At 75.2% G+C, this 14766-nt stretch carries 2 protein-coding genes (1 of these 2 only partly in view); both read right to left on the reverse strand.

Annotated elements, in window-relative coordinates; all coding sequences use genetic code 11:
- Window positions 1-2630: the 5' portion of a type I polyketide synthase gene (locus tag EJ913_RS15335; protein ID WP_126999348.1), read on the reverse strand. It extends 2176 nt beyond the left edge of the window; the window shows 2630 of its 4806 coding nt (coding positions 1-2630); it begins with the start codon at window positions 2628-2630; its stop codon lies beyond the left edge, outside the window.
- Window positions 2627-14755: a non-ribosomal peptide synthetase/type I polyketide synthase gene (locus EJ913_RS15340; protein WP_126999350.1), complete on the reverse strand. Its 12129-nt coding sequence runs from the start codon at window positions 14753-14755 to the stop codon at window positions 2627-2629. Before EJ913_RS15340 ends, EJ913_RS15335 begins: the two co-directional genes overlap by 4 nt.
- Window positions 14756-14766: the final 11 nt, after the last annotated feature.

Consider the following 14766-nt stretch of genomic DNA (forward strand, 5'->3'; position numbering starts at 1 on the left):
CCGACCACGTGGAGGGCGAAGGGCTTTTCCGGCCACACCGCGTCCACCGCGCGGATCCAGCGGTGCAGTTCCAGGAACCCGGACAACGCCCGTTCGGCGATACCGGTTCCGGCCCCCTCCACATTGCCTGGATCGGCGCAGAAGACCAGCGCGGTCGGCTCCCAGATCTTCAGACGGGTCAGCAGGCGGTCCAACTGGTCGGGGCGGGCGGTGTCGACGGTGTAGCGCCGCTCCGCCGGGTTGGTGGTCTGCTCCCCGGCGGCGATGCGGATCACCGTGTCGCCCCGACTCTCCAAGGCGTCGGCCAGACGTTCGCCCAGCCCGTCGCGGTCGAGCACCAGGATGCGGCAGCGCGGCCCCTCGGCGGCGGCAACGCGCGGCGGCAGCCGTCGCCACGACGGCACCTGGAAGCCGGGCGGCGGTTCGGTGGCGACGGTGGCGACGGTGGCGGGGGCGGCTGCCTTCGGGGCGGTCGGTTCCGCCCGGCCGTCCAGCCAGTGGCGTTCCCGTTCGAAGGGGTAGGTGGGCAGGGACAGCCTCTGGGGCGCCGTGCCGCCGTGGACGGCGGTCCAGTCGAGATCGACGCCGTCCAGCCACACTTGCCCGATCATCCGCGCCAATCCGGCCGCGCCACCACTTTCGTTGCCGCTCCCGCTGTCGGGAAGGCCGATGTCGAGCCGGATGTCGGCGGGATCGGCGGCGTCCTGCGGCGGCAGCGGCGGGGCGTCCCGGCCGCTGGCGAGCCGTTCCAGCGCCTCGTCCAGTCCAAGCACCCCCGCGACGCAGGCCGCCGCCAGACGGCCGCGGCCGCTGCCCTCCAGGCCGGTGGGCTCGATCCCCCAGGCGATCCAGGCGCGGGCGAGCGCGTGGTCGAACAGCAGCCGGGCTTCCGGGCCGGTCAGCCCGTCGAGCGCCTCGCCGAAGGGTGCCGCGCGGCCCTCGTCGAGCAGCCGGCGCAGGGTCGGGTCGGCGCGGTAGGCGCCCAGCGCGGCGGCGCGGTCCAGCGGCGTTTCGGAGAAGACGAAATGGACGCGCGGGTTGCGCCGGGTGACGGCGGCGTCGGTGGCCTTCCCCTCGCGCAGCCGCCGCGCCACCTCGCCGGCGCTGGCGCCGACGACCAGCCGGCGGTGGTTGAAGCCGTGCCGCCCGGCCCGCAGGGTGTGGGCGACGGCGTCGAGCGGCTGGTCGGGCTGGCGCTCCAGATGCTCGGCCAGCCGTTGCGCGGCGGCGTCCAGCGCCGTGGGCGTGCGGGCCGACAGCAGGATCGCCTGGGGGCGGCCCGCGTCCGCCGTCCGGGTGTCCATTGTGCGGGGCGGCGGCTCCGGCGCCTCCTCCAGCACCAGATGCACGTTGGTCCCGCCGTAGCCGAGCGAGGTCACCCCGGCGCGGCGGGGACCGTCCACGGCCTCCCACGGCCGGGTTTGCTCGTTGACGTGGAAGGGCGAGCCGGCGAAGTCGATGCGCGGGTTGGGAGCCTGGAAGTTCAGCAGGCCGGGCAGGGTGCGGTGGCGCAGGCTCAAGGCCGCCTTGATCAGCCCGACCACGCCCGACGCGCGGTCGGCGTGCCCGATGTTCGGCTTGGCCGAGCCGACCGCGCAATAGCCCCGCCGGTCGGTGAAGACGCGGAACGCCTTGGTCAGGGCGGCGATCTCGATCGGGTCGCCCAGCAGGGTGCCGGTGCCGTGGCACTCGACGTAGCCGACGCTGTCCGCCGGCACCCCGGCGTCGCGCAACGCCTGGACCACCACGCGGGCCTGCCCGTCGACGCTGGGGGCGTTGTAGCCGGCCTTGCGGTTGCCGTCGTTGTTGGCGGCCGAGCCCCGGATCACCGCGTCGATGCGGTCGCCGTCGGCCAGCGCGTCGTCCAGCCGCTTCAGCAGCACCGCGCCGACGCCGTTGCTGAACAGCGTGCCGTTGGCCCCGGCGTCGAAGGCGCGGACCACCCCGTCCTGCGAATAGAGGCTGTCGGGCATATGGCGGTAGCCCTGCGCCTGCGGCACCCGGACCGAGGCGCCGCCGGCCAGCGCCATGTCGCACTCGCCCTCCAGCAGGCTCTGCCGGGCCAGATGCACCGCCAGCAGCGAGGTCGAGCAGAAGGACTGCACCGTCAGCGCCGGCCCCCGCAGGTCGAGCTTGTAGGCAATGCCGGTGCTGAGGAAATCCGGGTTGGCGAAGAAATCCAGCCCGACGTCCAGCGCGGTCAGGTTGGGCGCGACGTTGTTGCGCCAATAGCTGTCCAGGCTCTGGCCGAAGAACAGCCCGGTGCGGCCGGGGGTGCCCTTGGGGTCGTAGCCGGCCTGCTCCAGCGCCTCCCAGCAGCATTCGAACAGCAGGCGGTTCTGCGGCGGCAGGCATTCGGCCTCCCGCGCGGTGAAGCCGAAGAAGCCGGCGTCGAAGCGGTCGATGCCGGGCAGCACGCCGCCGACCGGGACGTAGTCGGGATGCGTGAACTCGGCCTCCGGCACGCCGGCCGCCCGCAGCTCGTCCTGCGTGAAGGTGGCGATGGAGCACACGCCGTCGCGCAGGTTGCGCCAGAACGCGTCGGGCGTGTCGGCGCCCGGCACGCGCAGCCCCATGCCGATGATGGCGATGGCGCCGTCCAGATCGTCGTTGCCGCTGGTCATGCTCATGGAAGGAAGTCGTCCCGTTTTCTGTCGCGCCGCGAGCGGCGGCTGTCCCGGCTTTTGTCCAGGGTGAGTTCGTCGGCTGGCGCCGGCCTGGCGTCGGGCTTGCCCGGTTCCAGGCGCAGGGCCAGGGTCTCCACGGTCGGGGTCTCGTACAGGGTCACCGCCGGAAGGCCGGCCCCGAACTCCCGGTTCAGGCGGGCGACCAGCCGCGCCCCCACCAGGGAATCGCCGCCGAGGTCGAAGAAGTTGTCCCGGATGCCCACCGCCCGGATGCCGAGGATCTCCTGCCACAGCGCCGCCACCCGGCGCTGGGCCGGGGTGCCGGGCGCGACGAAGGAGGTCGCGAGGTCGGGACGCTCGTAGGCGCGGGCCTCCGGGGCTTGCTCTCGCTCCTCCGTCCGCCCGGCCGCCGCGATGTCGTCCAGCATGGCGTTCAGGTCGGTGGGGGAGACCACGACGTGGGGCAGGCCCGGCTGGGTCAGGATGCGGGCGAAGGCGTCGATCCCCTCCTCCACGGTCAGCGCCTGGGCCGCCTGCCGGCGGCTGACGCCGGTCCGGAACGCGCCCTTCGACAGGCCGGTGTCGGCCCAGGCGTCCCAGCCGATGGACAGCGTGGGCAGCCCCGCCGCGCTGCGCCGGTGGGCGAAGGCGTCGAGGAAGGCATTGGCCGCCGCGTAGTCCATCAGCCCGGCCGCCCCCAGCACCGCGCTGCTCGACGAGAACAGCGCCAGGAAATCCAGCGGGATCCCCGCCGCCGCGCCGGCCAAGGCCAGCGTGCCCTCCACCTTCGGGGCCAGCACCCGCGCCATGCTCTCCGGCGTCTTGGCGGCGATGGCGCCGTGGTCGGCGGTGCCGGCGGCGTGGATCACCCCGTGCAGCGTGCCGTGCTCGGCCAGGATGCGGGCGACCAGCGCCTCCATCGCGGCGGGGTCGGTCACGTCGGCGCTCGCCAGGGTCACGGACGCGCCGTGGCCGGCGATCTCGCGCAGGGTCTCGTGGCGCGGATCGCCGGGGGGAAGGGCGCCGCGTCCGCACAGGACCAGCCGGGCCTGACAGCGCTTCGCCAGGAAGCGGGCGATCTCCAGCCCGATCCCACCGAGACCGCCGGTGATCAGGTAGACCCCCCGCTCGCGCAGCGGGCCGGGCGTGTCCCCGCCGATGGTCAGCGGCTGGAAATCCCGCACCCAGCGGCGGTTGCGGCGGTAGGCCACCAGCCGGTCGCCCCGCCGGTCGTGGAGTTCGCCCAGAATGCGGTCGGCCGTCCGGGCCGGGTCGGGCTGCGCCGGGTCGGTGTCGAGGATTCGGCAGGCCACCCACGGGCATTCGCGGGGGATGACCGTTGCGGGGCCGAGCAGCAGGGCGGCCTGCGCCGGGGCCGGCTCGTCGCCCGCCACGTCCTGCACCCCAGCGGCGACGATGGTCAGGTCCAGCGAATCCGGGCGCTCCGCCAGGGTCCGGGCCAGGAACAGCAGGCTTTCCAGGCCAAGCTCGCGGGTCCGGTTGACCGGCGCCCCCAGGCTCCAGGCGTGGACGATCCGGCGCAACGGCCCTTGGGCGCGCAAGCGGGCGAGCAAATCCCGGTAGGCCTCGGCCCGGTGGGGCAGGGTGAGCGCGTCGGCTCCGGCGCTTTCGCCGCCGGCGCCGGGGCGGACGGTGACGACCCGGCCGCCCCGTTCGCGCAGCCGTCCGGCCAGCCGCTCCGCCACGCCGGTGTCGTCAGCGAAGATCAGGCACAGCCCATCCTCCGCCGCGCCAGGAGCGGTCGGCAGAGGGGCCGGCAACGCGGTCGCCGTCCAGCGGGGGATGTAGAAGCGGCGGGCGGCGTCCGCCCGTTCCGGCACCGCCGCCGGCACCACCAGCGTGCGGGGCGCCGGTCCGCTCTCGGGCGGGTCCACCCAGTAGCGCTGGCGGTCGAAGGGGTAGAGCGGCAGCGGCACCCGCCGGCCCGTCGTCGCGCGCCCGTCCGCCCCGGCGACGTGGCGCCACGCCACCTCCGCCCCGGCGGTCCACAGGGCGGCCAGGGCGCAGAGCAGGGCTTCGCGGTCGTCGCGGGTCTCGGTCTCGCGCCTTGCGGTGGCGAGGACCGGCGGGCCGTCCTTCCCCCTCAGCCCGTGGACCAGACGCTGGGCCTGGGCGCTCAGGACCCGTCCCGGCCCGACCTCCAGCAACGCCCGGCGCGGTTCGGCCAGCAGGGTTTCCACCCCCTGGCGGAAGCGCACGGCGCCGCGCAGCTGCCGCACCCAGTAATCGGGATCGCGGGCCTCGGCGTTCGTCAGCCACGTCCCGGTCAGGCAGGAGATCACCGGGACGCGCGGCGCGAGGCGCTCGACCCCGGCGACGGTGCGGCGGAAGTCCTCCAGGATCGGGTCCATCATCGCGGAATGGAAGGCGTGCGACGTGGCGAGCGCGTGGGTGGTCACGCCGCGCGCCTCCAGGCGGCGGGCGACGGCGGCGATGGACTCGGCGGGGCCGGACAGCACGCATTGGGCGGGGCCGTTGTCCCCCGCCAGACAGACCTCGTCCGACAGCAGATCCGCAGCCTCGGCGGCCGGCAGGTTGACCGCCAGCATGGCGCCGGGGGCCAAGCCCTGCATCAGCCGGCCACGGGCGGCGACCAGCGCCAGCGCGTCGTCGTAGGCGAAGACCCCGGCGAGTGCGGCCGCGACGTACTCCCCGACGCTGTGCCCCATCAGCGCGCGCGGCGCGACCCCGAAGCCCTGCCACAGCCGGGCGAGCGCGTGCTCGACGATGAACAGGAAGGGCTGGGTGTAACGGGTCTGCCCGAGAAAGGCGGCGGCCTCCGCCCGGCGCTCGGCGGTCGGGTGCAGCATGGCGCGCAGCGTGCCGGCCGGGGTGCCGTCCAGCGCCGCCAGCCGCTCCAGCCCCGCGTCGATCTCCTGCCGGAAATCCGGCCGGGACCGGTAGAGATCCCGCAGCATGCCGGGGTGTTGGGCGCCCTGTCCGGGGAAGAGGAAGGCCACCTCCGGCACGCCCTGCACCCGCGTCCGGGAGGCGCGGGCCAAGGCGGCGGGGACTTCCGCCACGCTGCGGACCACCAGCGCGGCGCGGTGGGCGAAGGCGCTCCGCCCCTCCTGCAAGGTGAAGGCGGCGTCGGCGAGCGCCGGAGCGCCGGGAGCGTCCAGCGTGTCCGCCAACCCTGTCACAATGGCCTCCAGCCCGGCGGCGCTGCCGGCCGACAGGGGGAGGACGTGCCACGCGTCATCATCCGCACCGGGCGCCGGGCGGGGCGGGGCCTGTTCGACCACCACATGCACGTTGGTGCCGCCGATGCCGAAGGAACTGACGCCGGCCCGCCGGGGCGCCGCGCCCTCCGGCCAGCCGCGCAAGGCCGTGGCGACGGCGAAGGGCGAGCCGGCGAAGGGAATCTTCGGGTTGGGCGTCCGCAGATGCAGGCTGGGCGGGATTTGCCCCTGCCGCACCGCCAGCACCGCCTTGATCAGCCCGGCGACGCCGGACGCCGCGCCGAGATGGCCGATGTTGCCCTTGACCGACCCCAGCAGGCAGGGCGACGCGGGCCGGGGACGGTCGCCCCAGGCCTGGACCAGCCCGGCCACCTCGATGGGGTCGCCCAGCGGGGTGCCGGTGCCGTGCGCCTCGATACAGCCGAGATCGGCGGGGGCGATGCCGGCCTTCTCCCACGCCTCGGCCAGCGCGCGGGCCTGCGCGTCGGCGTTGGGGGCGGTGTAGCCCAGCTTGCGGGAGCCGTCGTTGTTGACCGCCCAGCCCGTCAGCACCGCGTGGATCGTGTCGCCGTCGGCCAGCGCCCGCTCCAGCGGCTTCAGCAGCACCACGCCGACGCCGTTGCCGTTGACGGTGCCGCCGGCCTCCGCGTCGAAGGGGCGGCAATGCCCGTCGGGCGAGGCCACCATGCCCTCGCGGTAGCGGTAGCCCTGGACCTGCGGAAGCTGGATCGAGACCCCGCCGGCCAGCGCCATGTCGCAGTGCCCCGCCGCCAGCGCGTCGCAGGCCATCGCCACCGCGCTGAGCGAGGTCGAGCAGGCGGTCTGCACCGTCACCCCCGGCCCGCGCAGATCCAGCGCGTAGGAGGCGCGCGTCGCCAGGAAATCCTTGTCGTTGGCGAGGCTGAGCGCGTAGCCGCCGTTCATCTCCGCCGGGTCGATCCGGTGGGCGAGGTTGAACAGCAGGTAGTTGCTGATCTCCGACCCGGCGTAGATCCCGACCCGCTCCGCCAGCCCGCGCCGGCCGTAGCCGCCATGCTCCAGCGCGTGCCAGACGGTCTCCAGGAACAGGCGGTGCTGGGGATCGAGGGTCTCCGCCTCGCGCGGGGAATAGCCGAAGAAGCCGGCGTCGAAATCCTCCACCCCCTCCAGCACCCCGTTGGCCGGGACGTAGGACGGGTCGTCCGCCAGCGACGGCGGCACCCCGGCGGCCAGCAGCTCGTCCCGCGTGAAGCGGCGGACGCTCTCCACCCCACGGGTCAGGTTGTCCCAGAAGGCGTCGACGTCGGCGGCGCCGGGCAGGCGGGCGGCCATGCCGATCACCGCGACGGCGTGGCCTTGCGCGGTCGGCCGCGCCGGAACCGCGGCCGTGGCGGCGGGCTTCGCGGCGCCCGACAGATGCGCCGCCAGGGCGGCGACGGTCGGGTGGCGGAACAGCTCCAGCATCGGCACCGGGCCGAAGCCGGCCTCCTCCAGCCGCAGCCGCACGCGCGCCAGCATCAGTGAGGTGCCGCCCAGGTCGAAGAAATGGTCGTCCCGTCCCACCGCCGTCAGGTTCAGCAGGTCGCGCCAGATGGCGGCGACCGTCCGCTCGGCGTCGCCGGCCGGCGCGGGCGCAAGCGCAAGCGGGCGTTCCTCCGCCCTCGCCGCCGGCCGGGCCAGGACGGCGCGCAGGTGGCGGTCCACCGCCGCGCCGTCGATCTTCCCATGGGCGGTCAGCGGCAGGGCCGGCAGGGTCGCCCACAGCCGTGGCACCATCCAGCCGGGCAGGCGGCGTTCCAGGAAAGCCGCCGGTTCCCCCTCGTCCAGCCCGCCGCCCGCCGCCAGCACCAGACAGGCCCCCAGCACGGGCTCGCCCGAGGGGGCGGCCACCGTCCGGACCACCGCTTGGGCGATGGCGGGGTGCTGTTGAAGGACGGCCTCGACCTCGCCGGTTTCCAGCCGCATGCCGCGCAGCTTGACCTGACGGTCGGTCCGCCCGAGGAACTGGAGCGCCAGCGCCCCCCCGGCGTCGCGGACCAGCCGCACGCGGTCGCCGGTCCGGTACATCCGCGCGCCCGGCGTGCCGGCGAAGGGATCGGGGAGGAAGGATTGCCCGGTCAGGTCCGGCCGTCCCAGATAGCCGCGCGCCAGACAGCGCCCGCCCAGATACAGCATTCCCGGCACGCCCACCGGCACCGGCGACAGCGTGTCGTCCAGCACGTGGAGCCGGCTGCCGGCGACCGGGCCGCCGATCCGCACCGCGTCGTCGTCGTCGACATCGTCGGGGCAGATCCAGGCGGAGACGAACACCGTCGCCTCGGTCGGGCCGTAGACGTTGACCAGGGCGGTGTCGGGCAGAGCGCGGCGGAAGCGGCGGATCAGCGCGGCCGGCAGCGGCTCGCCGCCGCAGACCACCCAGCGCAGAGACCGGCAGGCGGCGAGACCCGGCTCATCCAGATAGGCCCGCCATTGCGACGGCACGGTGAAGGTGGCGGTCACCCGCTCCCGCGCCATCAGATCGACCAGATGGGCGGGGTCCGTGTGGCCGTCGGCCTTGGCCAGAACCAGCCGGGCGCCGGTGGTCAGCGGCCAGAAGATCTCGCAGACCGAGGGGTCGAAGCTGGTCGGCGTCTTGCCCAGCACGGCGTCGTCCGGGGTCAGCGGGTTGGCGCCCTGGAGCCAGTCCAGAAGGCTCGCCACGCTGTCGTGCGCGATCATCACCCCCTTGGGCGTGCCCGTGGTGCCGGAGGTGAACAGCACGTAGATCAGGTCGTCGGGGGTGACCGTCACCGGCGGCGCGTCGTCCCGCTCGTCCCGCGCCGCCGGATCGAGCGTCAGGACGCGGTCGGGATCGAGGGCGGCGAAGCGGTCCAGCCGGTCGGGCTGCACCAGCACCACGGCCAGCCCGGACTCCCCGGCCAGCCCGGCCAGCCGCTCGGCCGGGTCGTCGGGCGACAGCGGAACATAGGCGCCGCCGGCCTTCAGCACCGCCAGCAGCGCGACGATCATCGCCGCCGACCGCTCGACGCAGACGCCGACCAGCCGGCCCGGTCCCACCCCACGGCCGGCGAGGGCATGCGCCAAGGCGTTGGCCCGGCGGTCGAGCGCGCGGTAGCTGAGGCTCGTGTCCTCGACGGTCAGGGCGACGGCGTCGGGGGTGCGGCGGGCTTGGTCCGCGAAGCGGTGATGGACGCAGCCGCTCTCCCCCGTCCGCCCGGCGGCGTGCCACAGCGCCAGCGCCTCCCGGTCGGTGCCGGTTAGCACGTCGACGGAGCGGACCGGCGCCGTGGGCCGCCGCAGCAGGTCGTCCAGGGCGGCGCGGTAATGCGCGGCCACCGCCGCCGCCCCGGCTTCGTCGTAATGGGCGGTGTCGTATTTCAGGACGCCGTGCAGCGTGCCGTCGGCCTTGAACCACTCCATGGTCAGCGGGTACTGGCCCTCCTGCTGGTCCAGGAAGAAGGGCTCGATCTCCAGCGCGCCGAAGGGGATGCGGGCGGTCCGGCCGGGGATGAAGGCGTTGCCGAACGGCCCCATCTCCTCCAGGTTGCGCAGGTGGAACAGGGTGGTGAAGAGCGGGTGCGGCCCGTCGCGGTCGGCCTCCGGCGCCAGGGCGGCGATCTCGGAGAAGGGCAAATCCTGGTGCGCGATGGCGTCCAGCACCGCCCGGCGCACCAGCCGCAAGGCATCGGGCCAGGACGGATCGCCGGACAGGCTGGCGCGGATCGGCACCACGTTGACGAAGAAGCCGACCGCGTCGGCCCAGGCGCGTTCGCTGCGGCCGAGCGCCGGGGTGCCGACGATCACGTCGTCCCGGCCGGTCAACCGGCCGACCAGCAGCAGCCACGCCGCCAGCAGGGTCACGGTCAGGGTGGCGCCGTTCTCCTGGCTCATCCGCTCCAGGGCGGCGGTGCGCGCGCGGTCCAGCTCGAAGTGGAAGGAGCGGCCGTTCAGCGCCGGCTGCCCTGGGGCGGTGCGGGCCAAGGGCGGGGCGCCGGCGGGGGGCGCTCCGGCCAGCCGCTCGCGCCAATGGTCGCGCAGGATGCGTCCCCGTTCTCCGGCCAGCCGTTCCCGCTGCCACTCCACGAAATCGGCGTAGCCGTGGGAGGGCGGCGGCAGCGAGGCCGGCTCCCCCCGGACCAGGGCGGCGTAGAGCTGTTTGACTTCGGTCAGCAGCCGCTCGAAGGACCACACGTCGATGCTGATGTGGTGCACCGCGATCAGCAGCGCGTGGTCGTCCTCGGCCACACGCCACAGCCCGACGCGGATCGGCGGCCCATCCTCCAGCCGGAAGGGGCGGCGGTAGGCGGCTTCGACGGCGGCGCGCAAGGTGCTTTCCCCGCCGTCCGGCGCGTCGGCCGGTTCGATGGCGAAGCGGTCGGCGGGGATGGCGTCCTGGCGCGGCACCCCGCCGGGGGCGGTGAAGCGGGCGCGCAGGGGCGGGTGGCGGTCGAGCACCAGCCGGAACGCCCGCTCCAGCGCGTCCACGTCCAGGGCCGAACGGATGCGGGCGGTGAAGCAGGTGTGGAAGGCGGCGCTGTCGGGGGCCAGTTGTTGCAGGAACCACAGCCCCTGTTGCCCGGCACTCAGGCGGGAGCCGTCGGCGGATGCGGCGGGCCCCGGCTGTTCGGGCGCGTCGCTTTTTACGGCGTCGCCCAGAGCCTCGCAGAGCCCGGCGATGGTCGGGTGGTCGAACAGGATGGTGGAGGGCAGGCTCACCGCCAGCTCACCTTCGATGGCGTTGCGCATCCGCAGGGCCATCAGGGAGTCCAGCCCCAGCTCGAACAGATCTTGGGTCTCGGCGATGGCGGTGCCGGGCGCGGCGCCCAGCGCGTCGGCGGCGGTGCGGGCGAGGAAGGCGGCCAGCGCGTTGCGGTCCTTCAACCCCGTTGACGGGGACCGGGGGGCGTCGGGCAGCAGAGCGCGCAGCATCTCCGGCACCGCCCCGGCCGGCAGCGACCGGCGGTAGCGCGCCCAGTCCACCGGCAGCACCGCCGCGCCGCTCCAGCCCGTCGCCAGCAGCCGTTCCAAGGTGTCGAGCGCCCCGGCCGGCGTCAGCGCGGCGAAGCCGAGCAGGTCCAGTCCTTGGGCGACGGTTCGGCCGGCGGCCATGCCGGTCCCGGCCCACGGCCCCCAGGCGACGCTGAGCGCGGGCCGCCCCGCCCGCCGCCGCCGCGCCGCCAGCGCGTCGAGAAAGGCGTTGGCGGCGGCGTAGTTGCTCTGCCCCGCCGCGCCCAGAACGGCGGTGGCGGAGGAGAAATACACCATCAACTCCAGGGGCAGGCCGCGCGTCAGGCGGTCGAGCGTCCAGGCGCCGCCGGCCTTGGCCGCCATCGCCCCGGCCAGCGTTTCGTCGGTCTGGTCGGCCAGCAGCCCGTCGCGCAGCGCCCCGGCCAGATGGAAGACGCCGGCCAGCGGCGGCATCTCCCCGGCAAGACCGTTCAGGGCGGAGGCCAGGGCCGCCGGATCCGCCGCGTCGGCGCGCAGGATGCGGATCCGCGCGCCCTTGGCGGCCAGCGCGTCGAGCCGGGCCTGCGCGGCGGGCGACGGTCGGCCGCGCCCCAGCAGCGCCAGATGGTCGGCGCCCCGGCCGCACAGCCAGTCGGCCAGCTCCAGGCCAAGAGCGCCCAGTCCGCCGGTGACGAGGTAGGTGACCCCGGCCCGGATCGGCGGGGCCGCCGCGTCGGGCAGGGCGGCCGGCTCCAGCCGGGGCACCAGGGTGTCGCCGCCGCGCAAGGCGCGCTCGCCCGGTGCCAGCGCCGCCGCCAGCCGGTCCCAGATGGTCGGGTCGGGATCGGCCGGCAGATCGACCAGCCCGCCCCACAGGCGCGGCTGCTCCATGGCCAGCGAACGGCCCAGCCCCCAGAGGGCGGCCTGGAACGGATCGGCGTCGTCCTCGGGCCGGGCGGGCTGCGCGCCGCGCGTGACGATCCACAGCTTCGGCGGAGCGTCCAGCGCCGCCAGGGTCCGGGCCACGCGCAGGACCGGCGCGGCAAGGGCGGGATCCTCGCCGCCGTCCAGAGCGTGCAGGCAGACGACGCCCGTCAACTCCGCCCCCGCCTCGGCGATGGCGGTTGTCAGGCGGGCGGCGTCGCTGTCGGCGGGAAGGCGGATGGCGCCGGGGAGGGCGTCGTCCGGCAGGCCGGCGGGGGCGAGGACGATCCAGCGCCCCCCGGTCGCCGCTCCGGTCGCGGCGTCGGGGGCCGGGCGCCAGACGGTGCGGTAGCAGGGCGCCGGCCCCGCCGCTCCGTCCGCTCCCGCCGCGCGGCGCAGGTCGTCCGCCGACATCGGGTGGCCGTGGACGCCGTCGAGCGCCAGCAGCACCCGCCCGTCGCCGTCCAGCAGCCGCACGTCGCCCAAGGGTTCGCCGGCCGCCGTCAGGGTCGCGGCGGCCCAGCGGCACGGCGCGGCCGGGGCGCCGGGAAAGCGCAGGCGGGCGATGCGGACGGGCACCAGCGCCTCGTCCCCGCCTCGCCCCCACAGGGCCGGCAGCAGTTGCAGCCCGCCGTCGATCAGGCCGGGGTGGAAGGACGGCGCCCAGGACTCCACGGCCGTGTCGGAAGCGGCGTCCAGGGCGGCCAGCGCCGCGTCCTTCGTCCGCTTCGCCTCCGTCACCCGGCGGAAGGCGGGGCCGAGCGTCAGCCGCTCGCCCTGCGTCGCGAACAGATCCCCGGCGTCGAGGGCGGTGGTCCAGGATTCCCAGCGGGCCGCGACGGGCTCTGCCGGCAGCGCGGCGTCCCGCGCCGGGCACAGGGTCGCGGCGGCGTGGGTCACCGGGCCGGAATCGGTCAGGCGGGCGAGCCGCAGCTCCGCCCGCCCGTCCTCCAGGGGCCGCAGCCGCAGATGCAGCGTCACCGTCCCGTCGTCCGGCAGCGCCAGCGCGGCCGGGAAGGCGATGTCCTCCAGGTCGAAGGCGTGGCCGGGGGTGTGCCGGGCGGCGGCGGTCAGCAGCAGCGACAGGAAGGCCGCCGCCGGGACCACCGGCCGTCCGAACACCCGGTGGTCGCGGAACAGCGGGTGGCTGCCGAGGCCGAGCGTGGTCTCCCACAGCGTGTCGCGCAGCAGCGGGCTGCGCCACATCCGGCCGAGCAGCGGATGCGACGGGCGCGCTTGGGGCGCCGCCGGGGCGGGGATCAGCGGGCCGCCCGGATCGCCGAGATGGCAAGGCAACCCTTCGAAGGCGGTGGCCGGAAGATCGGCCCGGCGGTAGCCGCCAAGCGGCGCCAAGGCGTCGAGGTCCGGCTCGCCGCCCTGGCGGAAGGTTTCGGCGGCGTTCCGCAGCGCCCGGCCGGCGTCGAGGTCCAAGCCCTCCCGCCCGTCCAGGGCGCGGGCCAGCCCGGCGGCGTCGGCGGCGATCACCGCCAGCCGGTGGGGGAAGCGGGTCCGGTGGCGCAGCGCCGTGGCGCAGACGTCCCGCGCCGTGACCCCGTCCGGCAGGGCGTCCAGGTGGTTGCTGAAACGGCGCGCGGTTTGCGTCAACGCCTCCGGCGTCCGGGCCGACAGGCACAGCAGATACGGGCCGGCGGCGGGCTGCGGGACGGGCGCTTCCGGCGGTTCGCCCAGGATGACGTGGGCGTTGGTGCCGCTGAACCCGAAGGAGCTGATGCCGGCGTGCCGGGCCTGCGCTCCGCGTTCCCAGGGCACCGGGGCGGTCGGCACGCGGAAGCCGGCGCCGTCCCAGGGGATCAGCGGGTTGGGCTCGCTGAAATGCAGGTTGGGCGGAATCCGCCCGTGGCGCAGGGACAGCAGCACCTTGATGAGGCCGGCCATGCCGGCGGCGGCCTCCAGATGGCCGATGTTGCTCTTGACCGCGCCCAGCACCAGCGGGCGGGCCGGGTCGCGGTCGCGGCAGAGCGCCTCGCCCAGCGCGTCGGCCTCGATGGGGTCGCCGAGCGGGGTGCCGGTGCCGTGGGTCTCCACATACTGGATGTCGGCCGGGGTCAGCCCGGCCTTGTCCAGAGCCTCGCGCAGCAGGCGTTTCTGCGCGGCCCCGTTGGGGGCGGTGAAGCCGTTGCTGGCGCCGTCCTGGTTGACCGCCGTGGCCTTGACGAGCGCGAGGATCGGGTCGCGGTCGCGCAGCGCGTCGGACAGGCGCTTGAGCACCACCATGCCGCCGCCCTCGCCGCGCCCGTAGCCGTCGGCCGAGGCGGCGAAGCTCTTGCAGCGCCCGTCCGGCGAGATCGCCTGGAGGCGCGAGAAGCACACATGGGTGGCGGGCGCCAGGATCAGGTTGACCCCGCCGGCCAGGGCCAGATCGGTCTCGCCTGCGCGCAGGCTCTGGCAGGCGAGATGGAAGGCCACCAGCGAGGAGGAGCAGGCGGTGTCGACCGGGATCGCCGGCCCTTCCAGCCCCAGGACATAGGCGATGCGCCCGGCGGCGGTGCTGGGGGTGCTGCCGGTGATCGAATAGGCGTCGATGCGGGCCAGATCGCCGGAATGGCGGTGGGCCAGGGTGTAGTCGTCGCCGGACAGCCCGACATAGACGCCGGTTCGGCTGCGTTTCAGGCCGGCGGGGACGATGCCCGCCGATTCCAGCGCCTCCCACGCCAGCTCCAGCAGCAGACGTTGCTGGGGGTCGAGCGCGCGCGCCTCCTTGGGCGACAGGCGGAAGAACGGGTAGTCGAACAGCCCCAGGGAGACGTCGAGGAACCCGCCCTGGGCGGTGCGCATGGTGCCGGGCGCGCCATCGGGATCCAGGAAGGCCGCCGCGTCCCAGCGGTCGGGCGGCACGGTGCCGATGGCGTCGACGCCGCCGTCCAGCAGCCGCCAGAAGGCGTCCGGGCTGTTGGCCCCGCCGGGGAAGCGGCAGGCCATGCCGATGACGGCGACCGGCTCGGCCTCCCGCGCGGTTTGTTGCGCCTCCAGCGCCTCCCGTCGCTGCTGTTCCGTCTTCAGCGCGCGGAACAGCCGCTTGATGGTGTCCTGCGCCGACGCCGCGCCGTCCGTCATGACCCGCTCCG

Origin of the sequence: Azospirillum doebereinerae, from assembly GCF_003989665.1 — a bacterium.
GTDB lineage: Bacteria > Pseudomonadota > Alphaproteobacteria > Azospirillales > Azospirillaceae > Azospirillum > Azospirillum doebereinerae.

Bases quoted from the DNA above. Each gene is read 5' to 3' on its own strand.
- EJ913_RS15340 (WP_126999350.1), bottom strand. From the start codon at position 14,755: ATGACGGACGGCGCGGCGTCGGCGCAGGACACCATCAAGCGGCTGTTC.